At 49.6% G+C, this 21,320-nt stretch carries 17 protein-coding genes; 3 read left to right on the top strand and 14 right to left on the bottom strand.

Annotation, left to right across the window (positions count from 1 at the left end; translation table 11 throughout):
- Nucleotides 1-2: 2 nt before the first annotated feature.
- Nucleotides 3-1,373: an ABC transporter substrate-binding protein gene (locus tag M1L66_RS06760; RefSeq protein ID WP_434691673.1), complete on the bottom strand. Its 1,371-nt coding sequence runs from the start codon at nucleotides 1,371-1,373 to the stop codon at nucleotides 3-5.
- A 278-nt stretch (nucleotides 1,374-1,651) separates the two neighbouring features.
- On the opposite strand from M1L66_RS06760, the gene M1L66_RS06755 reads away from it, so the two are divergent.
- The 3 genes from M1L66_RS06755 to M1L66_RS06745 all read left to right on the top strand — a co-directional run bounded on the left by M1L66_RS06755 (nucleotide 1,652) and on the right by M1L66_RS06745 (nucleotide 5,677).
- Nucleotides 1,652-2,596 carry a DUF1177 domain-containing protein gene (locus M1L66_RS06755; protein WP_187022453.1) on the top strand — a complete coding sequence of 315 codons (945 nt, stop codon included), beginning with the start codon at nucleotides 1,652-1,654 and terminating at the stop codon, nucleotides 2,594-2,596.
- Nucleotides 2,597-2,609: 13 nt separating this feature from the next.
- Nucleotides 2,610-3,755 carry a GNAT family N-acetyltransferase gene (locus M1L66_RS06750; protein ID WP_434691670.1) on the top strand — a complete coding sequence of 382 codons (1,146 nt, stop codon included), beginning with the start codon at nucleotides 2,610-2,612 and terminating at the stop codon, nucleotides 3,753-3,755.
- Nucleotides 3,756-3,925: 170 nt separating this feature from the next.
- Nucleotides 3,926-5,677: a sensor domain-containing diguanylate cyclase gene (locus M1L66_RS06745; RefSeq protein WP_434691667.1), complete on the top strand. Its 1,752-nt coding sequence runs from the start codon at nucleotides 3,926-3,928 to the stop codon at nucleotides 5,675-5,677.
- Between the two features lie 157 nt (nucleotides 5,678-5,834).
- Here M1L66_RS06745 and M1L66_RS06740 read toward each other — a convergent pair whose 3' ends face one another.
- The 13 genes from M1L66_RS06740 to M1L66_RS06680 all read right to left on the bottom strand — a co-directional run bounded on the left by M1L66_RS06740 (nucleotide 5,835) and on the right by M1L66_RS06680 (nucleotide 21,282).
- Nucleotides 5,835-7,115 carry a serine dehydratase subunit alpha family protein gene (locus tag M1L66_RS06740; RefSeq protein ID WP_434691664.1) on the bottom strand — a complete coding sequence of 427 codons (1,281 nt, stop codon included), beginning with the start codon at nucleotides 7,113-7,115 and terminating at the stop codon, nucleotides 5,835-5,837.
- A 37-nt stretch (nucleotides 7,116-7,152) separates the two neighbouring features.
- Nucleotides 7,153-7,800, bottom strand: coding sequence for a GntR family transcriptional regulator (locus M1L66_RS06735; RefSeq protein WP_002601236.1), 648 nt, complete (start codon nucleotides 7,798-7,800; stop codon nucleotides 7,153-7,155).
- A 97-nt stretch (nucleotides 7,801-7,897) separates the two neighbouring features.
- Nucleotides 7,898-8,974 carry a M24 family metallopeptidase gene (locus tag M1L66_RS06730; RefSeq protein ID WP_434691661.1) on the bottom strand — a complete coding sequence of 359 codons (1,077 nt, stop codon included), beginning with the start codon at nucleotides 8,972-8,974 and terminating at the stop codon, nucleotides 7,898-7,900.
- A gap of 44 nt (nucleotides 8,975-9,018) precedes the next feature.
- Complete coding sequence (locus tag M1L66_RS06725) at nucleotides 9,019-9,858, bottom strand: carbohydrate ABC transporter permease (protein WP_110325130.1); 840 nt, start codon at nucleotides 9,856-9,858, stop codon at nucleotides 9,019-9,021.
- Nucleotides 9,855-10,718, bottom strand: coding sequence for a carbohydrate ABC transporter permease (locus tag M1L66_RS06720; RefSeq protein ID WP_025530464.1), 864 nt, complete (start codon nucleotides 10,716-10,718; stop codon nucleotides 9,855-9,857). Before M1L66_RS06720 ends, M1L66_RS06725 begins: the two co-directional genes overlap by 4 nt.
- A 71-nt stretch (nucleotides 10,719-10,789) precedes the next feature.
- Complete coding sequence (locus M1L66_RS06715; RefSeq protein ID WP_434691657.1) at nucleotides 10,790-12,226, bottom strand: ABC transporter substrate-binding protein; 1,437 nt, start codon at nucleotides 12,224-12,226, stop codon at nucleotides 10,790-10,792.
- A gap of 15 nt (nucleotides 12,227-12,241) precedes the next feature.
- Entirely contained in the window at nucleotides 12,242-13,201 is a 960-nt protein-coding gene (locus M1L66_RS06710; protein ID WP_434691654.1) for a uroporphyrinogen decarboxylase family protein, read from the bottom strand.
- 381 nt (nucleotides 13,202-13,582) lie between these two features.
- A complete protein-coding gene (locus M1L66_RS06705) occupies nucleotides 13,583-14,572 on the bottom strand; it encodes an RNA-guided endonuclease TnpB family protein (protein ID WP_434691652.1) in 990 nt (329 codons plus the stop codon).
- Between the two features lie 13 nt (nucleotides 14,573-14,585).
- Nucleotides 14,586-15,014: an IS200/IS605 family transposase gene (gene tnpA / locus M1L66_RS06700; RefSeq protein WP_187022461.1), complete on the bottom strand. Its 429-nt coding sequence runs from the start codon at nucleotides 15,012-15,014 to the stop codon at nucleotides 14,586-14,588.
- 219 nt (nucleotides 15,015-15,233) lie between these two features.
- The gene (locus M1L66_RS06695) at nucleotides 15,234-17,954 is read right to left on the bottom strand and encodes a family 78 glycoside hydrolase catalytic domain (RefSeq protein ID WP_434691649.1); all 2,721 of its coding nucleotides are present in this window, start codon (nucleotides 17,952-17,954) and stop codon (nucleotides 15,234-15,236) included.
- Nucleotides 17,955-17,994: 40 nt separating this feature from the next.
- Entirely contained in the window at nucleotides 17,995-19,500 is a 1,506-nt protein-coding gene (locus tag M1L66_RS06690) for an FGGY-family carbohydrate kinase (RefSeq protein ID WP_434691646.1), read from the bottom strand.
- On the bottom strand, nucleotides 19,497-20,429 hold the full coding sequence (locus tag M1L66_RS06685) for a transketolase family protein (protein ID WP_434691644.1): 933 nt from the start codon (nucleotides 20,427-20,429) through the stop codon (nucleotides 19,497-19,499). Before M1L66_RS06685 ends, M1L66_RS06690 begins: the two co-directional genes overlap by 4 nt.
- A 4-nt stretch (nucleotides 20,430-20,433) precedes the next feature.
- Entirely contained in the window at nucleotides 20,434-21,282 is an 849-nt protein-coding gene (locus M1L66_RS06680; RefSeq protein ID WP_002601245.1) for a transketolase, read from the bottom strand.
- Nucleotides 21,283-21,320 lie beyond the last annotated feature (38 nt).

Raw genomic sequence — 21,320 nt, 5'->3', positions numbered from 1 at the left:
ATTTATCTGGCATTTTTCCATTCATCTGCAAGCGGCTGCAGCTGTTCATACATACTTTCCACCGCTTCTTCCACAGTCTTGTCGCCGGAATAGACAGCCTGCTCCTCAAGCCCCTGAATGTCGGAGTATTCCGCGCTGAAAGGTACCGCAGGGAAGGCCTTCGCTTTGCCTTCCAGCACACTCTTTATAAACGGTTCCAGCTGAGGCGCCTGTTTTACAAGGTCTTCTGATTCCAAAGCAGAGTACGCAGTCGGAAGATTTCCAATCAGGGAACAGAATTTAACGTAAGCGTCACCGGAGGTAAGATAACGGATTACCTGGAAGGCCGCATCAGAATTCTTGCTGGTAGACGGAATCGAAAGGAGACTTCCCTGCAGTCTTCCGCAGCCTGCGATCTCCGGCTTTGCCTCGGTAACAGGAACCTGCACCGCTCCCCATTCGAAATCATCCGGTGCGTATAAATTGATGAAATTCTCAAACCACTCACCCTCGATGGAGAATACGATTTTCCCCTGGAATAATGCGTTATCATTAGAAGCGTAAGCGCCGAAGCCGCTCTTAAACTTGGTCACTTCCGGAATTCCATATTCAGTATAGAACTGTGCCTTATAATTCAGTGCGTTCTTAAATTCGTCACTGGTACACGTCACCTGGTCATTTTCAAAATCATAGAATTCCGCTCCGAACAGATACGGAATCTCAACTCTGTCGATCCACGGATAATCCGGAACGTATCCGAGCCGTGTGTACTCTCCGTTTGCATCCTTTACCGTAACCTGCTTACACATCTCCGCCATCTCTTCCAGTGTCTTCGGCGGCTCCAGTCCCAGTTCGTCGAGAACGCCTTTATTATAGAAAAGCATGTAGGAATCCATGGTATAAGGCAGCCCGTACTGTTCTCCGTCATACGTGCCGAGGGCGTACACGGAAGGGTAAATGTCATCGACCTTCACATTTTCCGAGGTAATATAGCTGTCCAGTGTGCTTAAGAGTCCGGCCTGCGCCCACTTGCTGCACGTAGTATCTGAAGTATGTACAATATCCGGGCCGTCGCCGCTGGGAATAGCAGTCAGCATCTTCTCCTCGGTCTGAGACGCCAGCACCTCAACCTGGATCTCATCCTGGCTGGCGTTGAAATCATCAATTACCGTCTGAAATGCCTCGGCCTCGCTGCCGCTCCACATATGCCACATACTGACCACCGTCGCAGAGCCGGAATCTTTCTTTTTCTCACCGCTGTTTGAAACCGTATTTTCGCCGCTGACCGCCGCCTGGCTGTTATCCGTCTTTTCCCCCGACGAACCGCAGCCTGCGAGAGATGCAGCCACCATGGCCGCCATTGTAAGAGTTGCCAAACATTTCTTCCTTCTCATAATCATTCCTCCTTGGTTTTTAAAAAATAGCGGACCGTCCCCAATCCAACGGTCCGCCTCTTTGCCGACGTTTCACTGAGATCAAGTATATCGGATTTTTTATTTTATGGCTTCGTTACCATGCACATGGTTTTTTTTATATTTAATGCGTTTTGCACAATTAACGCTCTATATTTTAAATATTCTCTAATTAACAGTCAAAACCTGGGAGAGCCTTCTTGATTTTCAATTTTCACTATACTATAATGACTCAACATGAAATAAAGGAGGCTTTCCTAATGGTAATGAAACAACTTCTCGAAGTTTTCGATATTCTTGATGACAGCGCGGCAAGCGGTGAGCGCATGAAAGATTATCTTCTCTCCGTCAATCCGGCTGCAAATGTCGAGGTATTTCCTCTCACCGGACCGAAAGGCAGCACGGATGTAATCCGTGTTCTGATTCCGGGAAAGAACGGTAAATCATCCGGCAGAACCGCGCCCACACTGGGTGTCATCGGCAGGCTCGGCGGCCTGGGAGCACGGCCGGTCATGACTGGATTTGTCTCTGACGGGGATGGCGCATGCACAGTTCTTACCGTCGCCGCCAAGCTGCTGGATATGCAGAAAAAAGGGGATATCCTGGAAGGCGACGTCATCATCGCCACCCATATCTGCCCTGACGCCCCAACGGAACCGCATGATCCCGTCCCATTTATGGGTTCTCCCGTGCAAATGCATCAGAACAATGAGACGGAAGTGTTGTCCGCCATGGATGCCATCCTGTCGGTCGATACGACAAAAGGGAACCGGATCATCAATCACAGAGGATTCGCCATCTCCAACACCGTAAAATCCGGCTACATCTTAAGTGTCTCCGACGATCTTCTGGACATCATGCAGACTACCACCGGACAGCTTCCCCGCGTATTTCCTCTGGCGACTCAGGATATCACGCCATACGGCAATGATTTATACCATATCAACAGCATCCTTCAGCCGGCCACGGCCACGGACGCGCCCGTAGTCGGAGTCGCCATCACGACGGAGACCATGGTAGCAGGATGCGCCACCGGCGCCACCCATCCGACCGATTTGGAGGAGACGGCCCGCTTCGTCATCGAGGCAGCCAAGTATTACGGCAGCGGCAAATGCAGCTTTTACCGTGAAGACCAGTTCCGCCATCTCACTGATTTGTACGGCGATATGAGACACTTACAGACACTGGGAGACACTTCCCGTTAGGAAAGGAACGCCTATGACAGAATACCGAAAAGCCCGCTGCGGAGAATTACCGCAGATCATTGAATTTATCGACATGGTTTTCAGCCTTTCCGGCACCACCCATGATTTTGCCTCCCTGGTCCCCAAATTATATGGAAACGGAAAAAATACCGAGCCATACCATTTTCTGGCCCTTGAGGAAGGGAAAATCAAGGCGGTCGTCTGCTCTCTGCCCGTAACACTCCGTTTTGGCAGCCGTTCTCTTACATGCGCCGCCATAGGCAGCGTGGCGGTCCATCCGAACAGCCGCGGGAAAGGCTACATGAAGCGCCTGATGAACGATGCCATCCGGGATATGAAGGAAAACCACATAGCGCTCAGCTGCCTCACCGGCTTGAGACAGCGTTACCGCTATTTCGGTTATGAACCATGCGGCAGCGTCACGACTTATCGGTTCAGCCGTGATAATTTCCGTCACTGCAGACATGCCTTTTCTCATTACAATGTAAGCCTGCGTGAAGTAACCGGAATCCAGGACCCTGCGTGGGTGGAGATCGCCCGCCTGCATAAAGCACTGCCATACCGCGCAGACCGTTCAGCCGCTGACTTTAAAGACATTTCAGGCAGCTGGTACGAAAAAACTTACAAGGTTCTTCACAGCGGCGCCTTCGCCGGTTACTTAACTGCGGGAAAAAATACGGTCTCTGAGCTGCTCCTGAAAGATGATTCCATGGTCTTCTCCTGCCTGGAGACGTATTTCCGGGAAATTTCCGATCCGGAACTTTTGCTGGAGGTTTATCCTCACGAGACTGGCCGCATGGAGACGTTGTCCGCATGCTGTGAGAGATGGCAGATGAGACAGGATGACAATTACCAAATACTCGACTTTGAGGCAGTGCTGTCATTCTTTCTCTCTCTGAAAGCAGCCTCGGAACCGCTCATGGACGGAAGCACCATCCTGTCGATAGAAAACAACGGCAGTTACCTGCTGACTGTGACCGATGGAGTTCCCTTCGTCTCCCGCACCAGCGAAATATCCTCCCTGCCGCTGTCCGAAACAGAGGCCATACGTTTTCTCTTTTCTCCTGATTATCAGGAAACCCGTGCTCTGGTGTGCAGAAACAGCCGGATCAACTGGTTTCCACTCCCTCTGTCCATGTGCTGTCTGGATAAATGTTAGCACATTCCTGGTATCAGACTATTTAAGTAAAATTTTTACTTATTTTGTAGACCAGCGGAAATCGCATAGATTTTTTCCCGCCTTCGCGCTATAATTCGGATATAATACCGATATTATACCGTCATCGGCAGGAAGGAGGATATGCGATTTCCGCGATTTGCGGTTTTTGTATGCAAGATATGGAAAATACCTGTAATTCACCGGTTGAAAATGGTGTTCCTATTACACCAGAGCATTTTAATCATCTGATGATGGAACTGAAAAAAGCCCAGAAGGAACTGGCTATGCTGTCTGAGACCGTGCTTGGCGGAACCGCACGTCTGTCTGTGGACGACGAATTCCGCATCATTACGGCCACTGACGGTTACTACCGAATGACTGGATATACGGAGGTGGAGAGCCAGTCTCCCCCCTTCTGCGGCAAGGGAATGAATCTCGTCGTGCATCAGGACCGCCCGATCGTCACAGAGGCGCTGCAGAAGCTTCTTGTAACGAATGAGCCTGCCACTGTCACCTACCGGATACAAAAAAAAGATGGGTCCATCGCCTGGAATACTGCCTACTGCGCGCGGGTGGAGAAAAACGGCGGAGAACGCATGGTAAACGTCTTTTTCATCGATATCACAGATAAGCGTCAGACAGAAAATAAGCTGGAAAACCTTATCAATACCATTCCTGACAGCCTGATCAGCCTGCTGTCCGGAAAAAAGAGTATGATACGTTATGTAAACAAAGAATTCTACCGTCAAACCGGTTATCAGCCAGAGGACCTTCCTCTCGGAAGCCGAATTTCTAAATTTTTTCAGATCATTTACCCGGCTGACCGTCAAATGGTGAAAACGCAGTTTCTCGACTATGTGAAGTCTGATTTGGACAGCTGTATCATGGATTACAGAATCCGCACCAGGCAGGGAAATGTGAAATGGATGCACGCCAGGGCATTTCGCTTCCGTTCTGACATGGAAGCCGGCCAGATCATTCAGTTTATCATTTCTGACATCACCGAGGAGAAGCTTCAGCGGGAGGCGACCGCACTCAACGAAGAGCGGTACCGGATTATCTCCGAACAGACCCGGGACACGGTGTTCGACTGGGATATTCTTAAAGACAGGATCCAGTTCTCTCCTGTCTATGAGAAAATGTTCGGGTTTCCTCCGCCTCCCGATATTTCTATTAAGAACCTGACGGAGTACGACATTGTCTATCAGGCTGACAAGCAAAATGTGGAAGATATGATCTCTGCCATACTGGGCGGCGCGCCCTATGCCGAGGCAGAATACAGGGCAAAACGTGCAGATGGCACCTACCTGTGGTGCCGGAACCGGGTGACCACCATCTTTGACAGTGAGAAGAGGCCCGTTCATGCCATCGGCCTGCTCAGTGACATCGATGACTACAAACAGGAGACCGCACTCCTGCAGGAAAAGGCCATGCGCGATTCCCTTACCAGCCTGCTGAACCGGATGGCTTTACAGCGGCAGGTGGAACGCCGGCTTAAGAAGTATCCTGACCGGCTTAATGCATTTCTATTGTTGGATATCGATCATTTTAAAGAGATTAACGATACCCAGGGGCACAGCATGGGAGATACCGTGTTAAAAAGTATCTCCGCGCTGCTCTCCCAGCATTTCCGCAGTACGGATGTCATCGGACGCATGGGCGGGGACGAATTTGCCGTCTTTTTGACCGACCTTCCCTCCCCTTCCGCGATGCTTCGAAAGGCCGGGGAATTAAAGCACAAGACTGCACAGCTCTTCGAGTCCGGCCCCCTGTCCGGAAAGGTCACAGTCAGTATCGGAATTTCGCTCTATCCCTACGGAGGAAAGGACTTCCAGACGCTGTATCAGAAGGCCGACGAGGCGCTGTATCAGGTTAAGAGGAAGGGCGGGAACGGTTACTTCATGAATTCTCCCCACCATTGAGCCAGTCCTCCGCCTGGCAGACCGGCTTCGCATGGCAACCGGCGCTGAAGGGGGGGCGCTGAAGGCGTTTGAAGGGGACAGAACTGCTGGCATTTTAAGGGACAGTAAAATCATGAATCGTATGATTTCACTGTCCCTTCTGTTTACTGTTCACTGTTTACCTTACCATAATTTCCAATATCTTCGCATCGGTCACATTCATTCCCTGTGATGCAATCTCACAAACGCTCTCAATCGTATTTTCTACGGTGTCCTTTACGATCCCGTCTCCCGGCTGGAATTCCTCCGCCTCCATCGACAGGCAGTGCGCCATAATCGCCGCATCCACGGCGGTTGCTATCTTGGCCGCGCACGATGGCTTGGCACCGTCACAGATCATTCCTGATACGTTGGCTAATGTATTTGTGATTGTAGCACAGATCTGCTCATACGATCCCCCTGAAAGATATGTAATTCCGGCGCCTGCGCCGCATGCCGCGCTGACCGCTCCGCAGTATGCCGACAATCTTCCGATTCCGGTCTTTTGGTGAATCGCAATCAGATTGCTGAAGACCAGTGCACGCACAAGCTTTTCATGGCTGACGCCCATCTCTTTTGCGTATTCAATCACCGGGACCGACACGGTAATGCCCTGATTTCCACTTCCCGAATTGATCACAACCGGATAAAGGCAGCCACTCATTCTCGCATCGCTTCCGGCCGCCGCCATGGCGCGTGCTCTGACCTGCACGTCATTACCGTAGTATTTCACAAGATTGGCGCCAACGGATACGCCGTACTCCTTTTGCATGCCCTCCTGCGCAATTCTTTCGTTATATTCAATCTGGCGGTCGATCAGCTCCTGAATATCCTCCATCTGAACTTCATCTGCAAAAGCCAGAATATCAAGGACATTCAGGCAGCTCCTGTCCGCCAGGGATTCGTCAAAGCTGCCGGGCTGATACGGTTTTTCGTACAAAGCAAGACCGTCTTTCTCGATTCTCACCAGATTGGTATGCTGATGTATCAATTCCACCTTTGCTTCATGGCCATCACGCGTCCCGGTAATTCTCACATGCAGGTTCGCCGGAGAATTCATAACCCTGACTTCACAGAAATCGCGGTCTTCAAGCAGTTTTTTCGTTAATTCAATCGCCGCTTCTGTTACTCCGGTCAATACTTCCAGTTTTAATTCCGGATTACCTCCAGCCGCCCCCAGCACCGCCGCGGCCTCAATCCCTTTTAATCCGCCGGAATTAGGAACTACGGCGCCTTTCACGTTCTTAATAATATTTCCGCTGCTCTCCACCACCAAATGATCCGGCATACCGCCAAGACATCCAGCCGTCAGAGCCGCCGCATAGGCGATGCAGGTCGGTTCCGTACAGCCAAGAGCCGGAACCAGTTCCTCCTCCAGCACGGCAATATACTGTTTGTAAATATTCTTGTCTATCCTCATACTTCTCCATCTCTTTTTTATCCGGAGAGGCTCATTTCTACGGCCCAAGAATCTCATTCCACAGGCATTCAATATCTTTTACCAATAGTTCTTCCGCCAGTTTTCCATCCTGATGGCGGATTGCTTCCATAATTTGTACGTGGCCATTGGCATCTGTCGGATTACCTGTCTCCCAGGACTTATTAAAGTACTGACTTGCCCCTCTGGAACAGAATTTTAACGCATCGTTTAACGATTTATACATAAACTGGTTGGAACAACACTCACACAGCATCAGATGGAACTCCATATTCGTCGCCCAATGGGTCGTAATATCACGCTTCTGCGCCAAAGCTCCCGCATGCTTTGCATGAGCATTTAACTTATCAATCTGTTCCCTTGTAATGATCTTCATCGTCTTTCTAAGCGCACCTGTCTCCAGGACGATTCTGTATTCGATTATCGCATTGATCTCAGAAGGTGTAATTACAGGAAGCTGATACCCGTATCTTGGAATATTCTTTAAAATCCCCTCACCGCATAACTGAACCAAAGCCTCTCTCACCGGTGTCTTGCTGACACCATACTTTTCTACTAACGTCCTCTCATTCAAAATTGAATTAGCCGGGTACACTCCCTGAATGATATCATTCAGGATTCCCTCATAAACAAGTTCTTTGATTGACTGATTTTTTGCTCCATCCATACCCTTGTTTCCTCTCTGTTGTCCTTTTCCTGCTGGCAGTCCTGCCTCTCGGAATTTCTGTACTAAATATACCACAATAGCAGGAATAATAACAAGTTTATATAATGGCAAATTCCTTTGAGGCCTTCGTGAAATTTTCAAAACCAGTCTCTGTTATAACTCCCATATCTTCAATTCTAATTCCAAAATCATGTTCCAGATAGATCCCCGGTTCCACGGTCATCACCACATTCGGACAGATTATTTCCTGACAGGTTTCATTAAATCTCGGGTTTTCATGGCCCTCCAGACCTATGCTGTGACCTAATCCGTGTTCAAAGCAGCCCTGATATCCGCTTTCGTTAATATAATCTCTGGCTATGTGGTCAATATCACAGCCTCTGACTCCCGGATGGATACTGATCAGCGCTTTTTCCTGGGCCCTTCGCACAATTTCATAAATTTCTTTTTGACGGTCCGTGGCGCTCCCTACCGCAAATGTTCTGGTACAATCAGAATGATAGCCTCCGATTACCGCCCCAAAATCAATCATAATCAAATCACCGGATTCCACCACCTTATCTCCGGTCCCGCCATGCGGCAGTGAGGTTTTGCTTCCGGATGATGATATATAGCCGATATCGAAATTCTCCGATCCCTGCCGGATCATGAAGCTTCCCAGTTCAATCCGTATTTCAGACTCTTTCATGCCCTTTTTTACGCATGTTAAAATATACTCGTATGCACGGTCCGTGATTTCCTGAGCTGTCCTCAGACAGGATAATTCGTATTCATCTTTTCGTTTCCGATTTTCCTTAATGATGGAATCCATACAGTACGTATCGTCGAGACAAATCCCCTCCAGAACTTCTTTTAAATACAGATACCTTTGATGAGATATATTCTTTTCGCAGCAGACAGAGGACAGCTTCCAGTCTTTTACGATCTGTCTCATAGCTTCTTCGATATTCTTACACAGCCGTACCTCGCAGTCCCGGACTGATAATGACGCCATCTCATAATAGCGGAAATCCACTAACAGTACTGCTTCCTCCTGAGTGATCAGCATACTGCCTTCCCAAATATCTGCATAAACCAGATACTCTCGGTTTCTCCGGTTCTCGATCAGAGCGGCCTCTATCCCTTTTTCTCTCATCTGTTTCTGAAGCACTTCAATTCGATTTATTTTTCCCATAGCTTTTTCTCCATTTTTATCTGACAGTCCGTTCTCCGGCTTTTTTAACCCTTTACAGCTCCTGCAAAACTGCCTCCCTTTTGGAATCGTTCCAGAATAATGTATAAAATTATGATAGGAATAATGATGAGCGTCGTTCCAGCCAGGATTACCGGCCACGGAGTGGAAAGCCCTTCACTGATCGGGAGCAGCGATATCGTCACAATCAACGTGTATTTGGCCTGTTTCCGCAGATAAAGCAGCGGCCAGAAGAAATCGTTCCATCTGGAAATTAATGTGACCGCCCCCCACGAAGCCAGGGCCGGTTTAATAATAGGTACCACCACCTTCATAAAGATCCCAAAATCATTGCAGCCATCAATTTTGGCAGCCTCCACCAGTTCGTCCGGCACATCTGAGATATACTGATTCATATAAAAGATTCCAATTGCGGTGGCTATTCTTGGCACAATCAGGGACCATAAGCTGTTTACCAGATTTAATTTTCTCATTATAATAAACAGGGGAACCGCGCCGACTTCCACCGGAACCAGCATTGTCGCAATAATAAAATAGAATAAGAATTTTCTTCCTGGAAAACGATACTTCGAAAATGCAAAACCGGCCAGGGCACAGAAAAACAGTGAGGTCAGGGTTCCTGCCACCGTAGTGAACACACTGTTAAACGTATTCTGGGCGATCGGGATCAGCTCGAACAGCCTTTTAAAGTTGGACAAGGTTGGATGCTCGATCCACAGAGAATGAAATCCTGTCATGCTTTCCGATGTACTCTTAAATGAGATCAGGCACATCCATAAGATCGGAAACAGGCAGAAAGCTGTGATAACGATCAAAATCGCGTGAACCATGAAGGACTGCCATTTTTTCTTTCCTGTATTTTTCATGATACGGTCTCTCTGCCTCCTTTTCTGACGATGAACTGCACCAGTGATATGATGGTCAGCAATACAATCAATATAACACCGATCGCCGACGCATAGCCCATGTTAAATACATTAAAGCCCGATTCATACATGTACTGGAACAGCGATGTATTGGACGTTCCCGGACCTGGAAGAATATAAGGTTCATTAAATATTTTCCACATGTCCACGGTCAGAGTAATGGAACAGAACAACAGAATATTGCTAATGGAAGGCAGCGTAATATAAACAAATTTCTGATAGGTATTGGCCCCGTCTACAGTGGCAGCTTCATAGTAATCCGGCGATATATTCAGAAGCCCCGATAATACAATCATGGTATACCATGGGGTATTTCTCCAGACGATCAGGAGGATTACCGGTATTTTCGAATACGCTGTACTGGCCAGCCAGGGAATCTTCTTTCCCAACACCTCGTTGACTAAACCGACATTCTCATCGAACAGCATTCTGAAGATCAACCCCATCGCTACAGCCGCGCAGATATTCGGCAGGAAAGTGGCCGTCTTAAAAAACGCCTTTCCCTTTAGCAGCTGACTGTTCAGCAGGGAGGCTATCAGAATCGCAAGAAATAAGATAAGCACAAGACCGGTGAGCCAATACACTACCGTATTCCACAGAGCTTCCCAGAACATGCCGTCGATCAGCATCTTTCTGAAATTATCCAGCCCCACAAATTCCGGTGCTCCGATTCCTCTCCATTTCGTAAGGCTTATGTAAAAAGTCCATACCGTGGGAATTAACTGAAATACTAAAAACAGAATAAAAAATGGGAGTATAAATAAATAAGGGGCTTTATATTTTTTTATCGTCTTAATCATCTTCTCACCTATAAAGATATGACAGCAGAATTAGCCGTCTGCCGTCATATCTCCCTCTGCTGCAATAGAAGTTATTTTACAATCTCAGCTTTTCCAATCTTAGCATTCAGATTTTTATCCATATTGGCAATTGCTTCTTCCATCGTCTGGTCTCCAGCTACATATTTTTCAATTTCGGCGGAAATGATCTCGTCTCCCTCCGCATCCTGCGGCGTTACAACCATATTATCTGCACCATTTTTAAGAGTCAGGGCCTCCCATTCACGGAAAGACTGTCCTCCATAATAATCAGAAGGCTCCTTCCAGAAATCGTCCTCTAAAAGCTCTAAGGAAATCGGGTTCGTATACGGCGCATTCTGCTCTTCCATCGATTTAACCCATGCTTCCTTTGATTCTTTATCAAAGGTGAAATCTTTCCACATCTGTTCTACCAGTTCCTTATAAACGCCGTCTTTTCCCTTTTCAAGCACGCATAAATAACTGGATACAGGGGCACCCGCCCTGCCTACACTGTCAAATACCGGCGCCGACATAATTCTCCACTGTCCCGCTACGGCCTGGCAGTTCTGTCTCATAAACTCGTCCCAGTAGGCGCCAATATCAAAGGTAGCGATCTTCTGGCTGTTGACCGCATCGTACAACGCGGGATCATACATCTCCACACGCATCAGAAGGCCCTCCGAATACATGGTATCCAATGCACCCAGGGCTGTCTTTGTCCCTTCATCGCTGCCTATAATGACATTTCCGTCATCGTCCCAGACCTTCGCATTCGCCTGCGGCATGAGTCCGCGCCTTCCCCAGCACTTCCAGGTCATATTATTAGAGCCTATCCAGGATAAGTAAACCTCACCGCTGCTTTTTTCTTTCAGCTGTCTACCCGCCTCAATATAGCCATCCATCGTAGACATCTGTTCCGGATCTACGCCGTACTTATCGAAAATCTCTTTGTTATACATCAGCAGCTGCGGCCTCACGGAATCCGGGAGTCCGTACATTCTGCCGCTTACCATGCCGTCTGTAACAGCGCCGTCAACCATTTTCTCTACAAACGGCTCCAAAAAGCCGGTCTCATCAACCAGTAATCCTGCCTGCACCAAATCCATCAGATTCAGCCTGTCTAAGAACACCGCATCAGGCAGGTCCTCCACCGCCCCCGCCAGGGAAGTCATCGTAATTTTTTCTCTGGCATCCGCGTTGCTCTCCACCTGCACGAACTCTACAGAAACTTCCGGTGCAATATCCCTGTGATTATCGAGCCACGTCTCAAAATACTGCTGTCTGTACTGAGGATTGCCGTTCATGTAAAAGGTTACAGTTCCTTTCGGAAATACTGTAGCTTCTGCTGCCTTCTCTGTCTCCTCCTTCTCTGCCGTTTTGCTCTCAGCTGCCTTCGTATCCTGGACCGCTGCCGTAGTCGGCTGACTGCTTTCTTTTGCTCCGCATCCCGCCAGTAATGATGCTGCCATGGAAACCATTAATAAAGTTGCTGCGCCTCTTCTTCTCATAACATTCTTCTCCTTTTAAATGCTTCTTACTGCGTCTACAATTATCTTAATCCTTTCATATGGAATCTCTGTTGGAAGGGTACAGTCAGCCCCCATGATGAAACCCTTTTTTCCAAAATCCATAACAACTTTTTTTGCTGCCTCTGCGAGCTGCTCTCCGGTACCATCTACCATGACACCACTTCGATTCGCCAGTCCCCCCATGACAGCGGCGTTCGGAAATAACTGTCTCCCCTCTTCAAGAGAAAATCCCGTTTCATAAACTCCCCAGTTCACGACATCGGCTAAATCGCCATACGTCGCATACCGGTTCATATTCAGATTGTTTTTACACATATGCAGAAATGTGTACCCATCCGCTTCTTTCACTGCACGTAAAATCTGCTTGTCATACGGTTCTATACACTCTGCAAACTCGTCGTCCGTAAAGTAATGCTTCTCTCCGCCTAAAGCCGCATAATAGACACCGTCAAGTCCCATCTCGATGTACTTCTGGGACAACTGGCACATGCCATCGGTTATTCGCTTAAATGCCTCGATTACTGGTTTCTTATTTTCCCTGATGTGAGTGCAGAACAGTTCTCTGACAGCCTCGTATCCGTATCTCGCTTCAATTGGATGGATTGCCGAAGCGCAGATCCCGTGAATGGTGCCTAATTTGAAAGCACTGGGATCACACTTTTGAAGAATCTCATCTACCAGATGAATCTGATCCTGCACAAAGGTGTCTTTTAAGGAATACGACGGAATCTTATTCCAGTCCTCCGGAACCCGTATCTCTCCGATATCCGGAACGAGATTCTCGTTCATAATCTTCAGAATATCCGTATCAGTCCTTTCAAAGAACTCCAGATGTGACGTTACAGCCTCCTTTCCAAATGCGCGTTCTGCAGGAAAATGCAGAGAAAAGCCAGTCGAAACATAATCGGCCTCACCCCCCTGAATTGCAGTGATTACCCGCTCCCTCTTTGTCATTGCTTACCTCCATACCCTTTTTAATATTATTTCTATTACTATTACTGATAATACTACAAAACTTATCAACAGTCAATACACTTTTAGTTAATTTGTATATAATTCTTCATATCATTTTTCCTTTTTATTCATTTATTACATATCAAGCAGAAAGGTCCTGTATTTCAACGCAAAATAAAACAGAGTGAACATACCAGGGCTGCCTTGCCCTCCCAGTATGTTCACTCTGTTTTTCCTGCTATATGTGAACTTACTCATGTATAAATACACGAGCTTCCTGTTTCAGCGCCGATTGCCCTTCTATTAACAGGTCTTATGCCAGCTCCACAGGCGTAGATTATACTGTTCGGACCGTCCCGGCCCTACAGTTTATGATCACTTCTATGCTGCTTTTCGATATATCTCATACCCTCTGTTTCTGATGTTGATTGCTGCATTTAAATCTCTGTCCATGCTCATTCCACAGCTGCATTCATAACGGTGTACCGATAACGGCATCTTCTTTACCTTTCCACAACTGCTGCAGGTCTTCGTGGACGCATACCACTTTTCGATGCGAATCAGACGCTTTCCTTTGGACTCAAGTTTGTACTTTAGCATGATAAGAAATGATCCATACCCGTTATCCATGGTCGCTTTTCCGTTTCCGAACTTTCTATTTGCCAGCGCCCTCATATTTAAGTCTTCCACACACACTAAATCGTACTGTTTGGCTATCTCAGTTGATTTTTTGTGCAGATAATCCTTTCTCTGATTGGCTGCCTTTTTTGCAACCCGGGCAATTTTTTTCTGCTGTTTCCGGTAATTTACTGACTGCAGCTGCTTCGCTTTCAGCTTCCTCTGCGCCTTTGTCAGCTTCTTCTGGTTCTTTCTATAATAATGAGGCATACCGCAACACCTGCCTTCTGAATCCATATATAATCCGTCCGATTTATAGTCCAGACCAATCACCTGCTCTGGATTAACTGCCTGCGGCATAATCACGGCCTCATACCCGTAAAGGACTGACACATAATAACTGCCGTCACCTTCCCTTGATACCGTGGCCTGTTTCAGACGCCAGTCTTCCGGTGCTGCCCTGTGGACAATTGCTTTGACCTTTCCGAGCTTTGGCAGCCTGACTGCTCCATCCAGTATGGCAATATTTCCATTCGTATAGTTCGTAGTGTAGGACATACGGCTGTGATGCCTGCTCTTGAATCTGGGATAGCCGCCCTGTTTCCCGAAAAATCTCTGGTAAGCAGCATCCAACGCATAGATGGCATTGGTCAGGGCAAATTTATCCACCTGCTTAAGCCATGGCTGCTCCTGCTTAAGGATTCGATTGCAGTCGTTATTACAGGCAGTTTTATTCATATAAGCCCTGTTCATCCTATTTCTCCTGTTACCGTTCTTTTTGTGAATCAATATAGCACTTTACCTGTTCATGGCTTCGGTCACTGACAGTCACTGCGCAGTAAGATGGATTCCAGAGATGTCCTCCCCACAGCTGTTTCTTTAATTCCGGATGGTCTAAAAACAGCCTTCTGGCCAGATTTCCCTTCATGATTTTGACCATGTCTGATATCATGAACTGCGGGCGGCAGTCCAGGAGCAGATGAATGTGATCCGGCATAACCTCCATCGCCAGGATCTGAAAAGAATACTGGTCCGCCAGTTCTGTCAGCATCTCCTTACATTGAATATCGATTCCATCTGTTAATACCTTCTTCCGATATTTGGTACACCAGATAAGATGGTACTGTAAAGAATATACATATCCACGACCATATGTTAATTTTGTTTTCTCTGATATTTCATATACTTTTTCCATAAATCAATTATACCATATGTATGTGAATTATGCAACAGGATTCTCGAATGTGTGTTCTGTTTTTGTGTAAAAATATGTCTGGCTATTTAAGATGATTTACTATGTTACAGTCAGGAAACTGACAATGGATTTTTTAAGAACCGTGTCGACAGACACATATATTTACATGTTGCAAAAGCGAATCCGGAACAAACCTTGCCGGTTAACTCACGATTGAAATCACGAAAATGCCCCGGCAAAATTTTCAAATTCAAACACAATCCGATACGTCCCGGACCCGGCTTCCGCCTCCATATATCCATCCCCAGGTCTAAAGCACAATCCGTCGTCTTCCACCACGCGCTGCGCACGGTCAAGACGTATGGCCGCTCCGGTGTTGGCCGGGATATCTGCCAATAAGGTGATCCGGTTTCCCTCCATCTCCCAGCGCACGCGGATCGTGCCGTAGATGGTCTCATGCCTGGCATCGGTATAGCTTAAGCCTCCGCCCATGCGCGGCCAGATCACCGCATGTTTAAAGCCCGCCCCTGTGAAAGCGGCCTCATCTGTCTCTATTCCAGCCATAACGCGGTACATCCACTCGCCGATGGCTCCGTAAGCATAGTGATTAAAGGAATTCATTCCCGGGCTCCACATGGTTCCGTCCGGCTTAATCCCATCCCAGTGCTCCCAGATGGTGGTCGCCCCCATCTTCACCTGATACAGCCACGAAGGGTAATCTTCCTTTAAGAGCAGGTCGTAAGCCTCCTTTAAGCATCCATTCCGGCTTAAGGCGTGGCAGAAATACGGCGTTCCGATAAAACCGGTTACGAGATGGCCGTCTTCTTTATCCAAAAGACGTTTTAACCCGTTTACGGTCTGTTCAGTCCTGCCTTCCGGCACCAGTCCGAAGTAAAGTGCCACGATATGGGCGGTCTGCGTCTGGGCCTTTAAGCTGCCGTTCCCGTCGAAAAAGGTGTCCTGGAACTTCTTCACGATATGCCCGTATAAGTCCTCATACTCCGCCGCTTCATCCTTCTTCAGAATTCCGGCGATTCTGGCAAACAATCCTGTGGAATAGGCAAAATAGGCCGTGGAGGTCAGGTCGGTCGGCGTAGCCCCGAAGAAGCTTCCTTCCTCGGCGTCCAGCGCCACCCAGTCGCCCAGCTGAAGCTTGTAATTCCAGATATAATCCTCGGAGTGCTCCCTCATGAACTCGATCCATTTCCTCATGCTGTCGTACTGCCGCTCCAGGATCGCCGTATCTCCGTACATCAGATACATGGTCCATGGAACAATGACGGCTGCGTCCGCCCATGCGGAGGCCGAATGAGGTCCCTGCTTCAAAAGCCAGTTGCCTTCCGCGTGCTCCTCCTCGATGTTGGGAACCACATGGGGAACTCCGCCTTCCGGCGTCTGATCCGCTTTTAAATCCCAAAGCCATTTCTTATAAAAGGTATAGGTATTCATCAGATAACACGCCGTGCGGCAGAAAATCTGAGCGTCTCCCGTCCATCCCAGCCGCTCGTCACGCTGCGGGCAGTCCGTCGGTACATCTAAGAAATTACCCTTCAGCCCCCAGAGATAGTTGTGATGAAGCTGGTTCAACAGCGGATTGGAACAGGTGATCTCTCCCGCCGGCTCCATCCCGGAGTGAAGCGTCTCTGCCGTAAATGCCTTCGCCTCCGGCGTTCCCGGATACGAGACCACCAGGGCATACCGAAATCCCATATAGGTAAAATGCGGGTGGTACGAAATCTCGCCGTCCCTCCCAAAGATATACTTCATAGTGGTTCTGGCCTTCCGCAGGTTATCCAGATAGACATTGCCCTCCGTGTCCAGAATCTCGAAGCAGCGCAGCTCTATGACATCGTCCTTCAACCCGCTTGCCGTCACGCGGATTCTTCCTGCCATATTCTGTCCAAAATCGATGACAGTCTCCCCTTTGGGTGTGACGAACACTTCTTTCGCAGGAATCCGGTCAATCACCCGGACTCTGGCGCCGCCCTGCGCATGCAGGACCGAGGTGTCATACGGGACTGTTTCCACGGCATGCCAGTCGCCGGACGTATGATCTGCGGCATTCCTGTCAGCCCCGCACCACCCCGGAAGCTCCAGAGAGGCGTCATACGTTTCCCCGTGGTATATTTCAGAAAATACCACCGGGGCGTCCGTCCCCTCCCAACTGTCTCCGGTGCAGACGGTCTCTTCCCGTCCGTCTTCATATCTCAAAACCAGCTGCATGGCAAACGCGGTCTGGTCTCCATAGTTATTGCGTGATCTCGTGAGGCCCATGACGCCTTTGTACCATCCCGCCCCCACCATGGCGCCCGCGGTGTTGACGCCCTCTCTTAAGCATCTGGTGACATCGTACGTCTGGTACAGCAGGTGACGGCGGTAGGATGTCCATCCGGGCGTCATCTCATCCGCTCCCACCTTTTCTCCATTTAAATAGAAATGGTACAGCCCCAGCGCCGTGGTAAACGCATACGCCTCTTTTAAACCACTGCCGACTGAAAAGCTTCCTCTCACCAGAGTTCCCTTCGACTCTTCCCGGCAGTCGGGCGCGGATTCGGCCGATACGAATGGCGCCTTCCACTCCTCGCTGCTTAACAGGGCTGTCACAAAGCTTCCCTCACACCAGGCGCTCTCCTCACATTCCACTAAAGCGGCGTGGAGGACATCTCCCGCTCCTGCCCATACCCGGACACGGACACCGTAATTCACAGCGGATTTCAGTTCCACGTGAAGCGGGCGGATGTGGGCGGATTCACAGCTCTCTGTCACTCCGCTGTCGTAGACAGGTGTATCAAAGTCAAGGTTTTCTGCAATCTGCAGCTGGTACGCCTTCTGCACGACACCGCGTTTATCCGACTTCAGTTCCCAGTTAAACTGGGGCATCTCTTCGACACCGGCCGGGTCTTTTTCGTAATCCATTAAGATTCTTACGATCTCTAACATGATGTTTCTCCTTTGCTCCCTCAGACACGCTATAGTCTTCTTAAGGCTTCAGCACCATTTCCACGGCCGCCTTCCATCCCTTCAGCTTTTCGTTCCGCTCCACGGGATTCATCGCGGGCGCGTACTGGATGCTCGGAAGCCTTCCAAACAGGGATTCATCGTAAATCCCGGCTCCAAGGCCGGCCGCATAAGCTGCTCCAAGGCCGGAAAGCTCCTCCACCCCGGGCACCCTGATTCTGCTATCCAGTATATCACTCTGGAACTGCATCAGGAAGCTGTTTTTTGTTGGACCTCCATCGACCCGAAGCTCCACCTCACCGATTCCGGCCGCTTCCTTCATCAGCGCCACAATGTCTGCGATCTGGTAAGCAATGCTGCATAAACCGGCCTTCACCATTTCGGCGCGGCCGGTGGTCCTGCTCATACCGACAAAGGCCGCAGACACGTCGCTGCGCCAGTACGGAGCCCCGAGACCGGAGAACGCTGGAACGAGGTACGTGCGGTCTGCCGGATTGCCCATTTCGGCCAGTTCCTCCGATTCCGCCGCATGCTTCAGAAGGCCCACCTGATCTTTCATCCAGGTGATGACGGCGCCCGTATAGTTAATATTTCCTTCCAGCACGTACTGGACACGGCCGCCCGTCTTCCAGGCCAGGGAGGTGACAATTCCCAGATCTGAGAAGATCGGCTGCTCTCCGATGTTCATCATAATGGAGGAACCCGTGCCGTACGTGGTTTTCATCATGCCGCGGGTGAGACAGCCCTGGCCGAACAGCGCGCCGTGGGAATCACCCATCACGCCGTGGATCGGCACCTCGGCAGGCAGGATTCCCTCAAAATCGGTCATTCCGAAATATCCATCGGAATCGGTCACCTCCGGCAGGCAGGCGATAGGAATTCCAAATATTCCGCACAGCGTCTCATCCCATTTTAAATCTCGTATATGAAAGAGCTGGGTTCTGGAAGCGTTGGAATAGTCGGTGCGGAATTCCTTCCCCTTTGTCAGACGGTATACCAGGTAGCTGTCCATGGTGCCGCAGCAAAGCTCTCCGCGGGCGGCCAGACCGGCAGCCCCTTCCACGTGTTCCATAATCCAGGCCAGTTTTGCCGCGGAGAAGTACGGGGAAAGCTTAAGGCCGGTTCTCTGTCTCACGTCTTCGGCTGCACTAAGATTGTCTTTTTGCCTCACAGCTCCTACCGCAATCCGCCTGCATATCTCCTCTCCCCTGGCGCACTGCCAGACGATGGCGTTATAGACGGGTTTCCCGGTATTCCGGTTCCACGCCATAGCGGTTTCCCTCTGATTGCTGATTCCCACGCAGGCCACGGCTTCGCGGTCCACGCCGCTCTTCCCCAGCAGCTCTTCCACCACCAGAAGCGTATTCCGGTAGATTTCTTCCGGATCGTGTTCCACCCAGCCGCGTTCATCGATCAGCTGGGCGTGGCTCCTGTCCGTCCGGTGAAGCAGGTTTCCATTTTCATCGAACAGTATCGCCTTCGTTCCCTGGGTGCTCTGGTCTATTCCTATGATAAATTTTTGTTTCATTCCAACAGCTCCATCGCCTTTTTCGCAATACCTTCTGCGTTCAGGCCGTAATAGTCAAATACTTCCTTCGAGGTTCCCGTAATCACCGGGGCATCCGGCAGCGCGAGGATATCCATTTTTCTCGGACAGTTTTTGGCCAGCACCTGGCTGACCATGGCGCCCAGACCGCCGAACGGTGCATGCTCCTCCACTGTGATTACCGCCTTCACCCCCTCTGCCGCGGCGATCACCGCTTTTTCATCAAGGGGCTTTAAGCAGTACATGTCGAGAACCGCGGCGGATATTCCTCTTTCCTTTAACAGTTCCGCCGCCTGCATGGCGGGCCGGACCATCTCCCCGCACGCAATGATCGCCAGATCGGTTCCCTCGCTGATCACAGTTGCGCGGTCCATCTCAAATGGAACACAGTCTTCCTCGTATATATCTTCCACCGGATTTCTTCCCACGCGGATATAGGCCGGCTTCTCATCCGATACCAGAGACTCCATCAGTTTTCTCGTCTGATGGCGGTCGCTGGGCACATAGACTCTCATATTCGGAATCGCGCACATGGCCGCAAAATCCTGGGCCGAATGGTGGCTCATTCCCAATGCTCCGTAGCTGATTCCTCCGCTGATTCCGATCAGCTTCACATTGGTGTTGGAGTATGCCACATCCACCTTAGCCTGTTCATAGCTCCTGGTGCTTAAGAAGCAGGCCGGAGATGCGGCATACGGTTTTTTCCCCGCCCTGGCCATGCCTGCGGAAATGCCGACTAAATCCTGTTCCGCAATTCCGGTCTCCACAAACTGTTCCGGATAGCCTTCCGTAAATGGCGTCATGGAGGCGCTTCCCCTGGAATCACTGCACAGCACGACGATGTCCCGGTCGGTCTTCGCATGCTCCATCAGCACGTCACAGATTACCTGTCGGTTTGGTATTTTATTCATAGCACTAAGCCTCCTTGTTATGCGCGCTGAGCGACCGTAACTCCCGCTCACTCAACTCTTTTACAGCCGCCTGATACTGTTTGGCATCCGGCACCTTGTGATGCCACCCGGCACTGTTTTCCATGAAAGAGACGCCGCATCCCTTCGTGGTATTGGCGATCACTACGGTAGGGCATCCCTTTGTCTCCCTCGCTGCTTCAAATGCGTCCAGAAGGGCGTCGATCTCATTGCCTGCCACACTTAAAACGTTCCAGCCAAATGCCGCGAAACGGGCCGCAAGATCGTCGTGGTGCATGACCTCCTCCGTGGAACCGGAGATCTGAAGCCGGTTTCTGTCGACTACGGCGCACAAGTTATCCAGACGGTACTGGGAAGCTGCCATGACGCCTTCCCAGACGGAACCTTCCGCCAGCTCTCCGTCTCCCATAACCGTGTAGACGCGGCTCGGCCGGCCGTCCATCTGGCACGCTTTTGCTATGCCCACGCACACAGGCAGTCCGTGTCCCAGGGAACCGGAATTCATCTCGATGCCCGGCAGCTTGTTGTTGGGATGGCCGATATACTTTGAACCGAATGTGGAAAAATTCCGGATGACGTCATCGATATCCAGAAATCCCTTCGCTGCCAGAACCGAATAGTAGGCCTCCACGGAATGGCCCTTGCTCATCACGAAGTAATCCCGGTCAGGATCATCCTGGTTTTCCGGGCTGATGTTCATTTCCTTCAGGTACAGGCTTACCAGGATTTCCATGACGCTGAAATCTCCGCCGATATGGCCGGTTTTTGCCCTGTATACCATGTCCAGTACATTTTTACGAAGCGCGTAGGACAGCGCCTTTAGATTTTCATTCATTCCATTTACCCCTTGTTCTGATATGCTGCAATTCGCTC

Source organism: Hungatella sp. SB206 (genome assembly GCF_051132295.1).
In the GTDB taxonomy this organism is placed as follows: Bacteria; Bacillota; Clostridia; order Lachnospirales; family Lachnospiraceae; genus Hungatella; species Hungatella effluvii.
The sequence above is the reverse complement of the archived record's forward strand: the minus strand, read 5'-3'. Positions and strand labels throughout refer to the sequence as shown.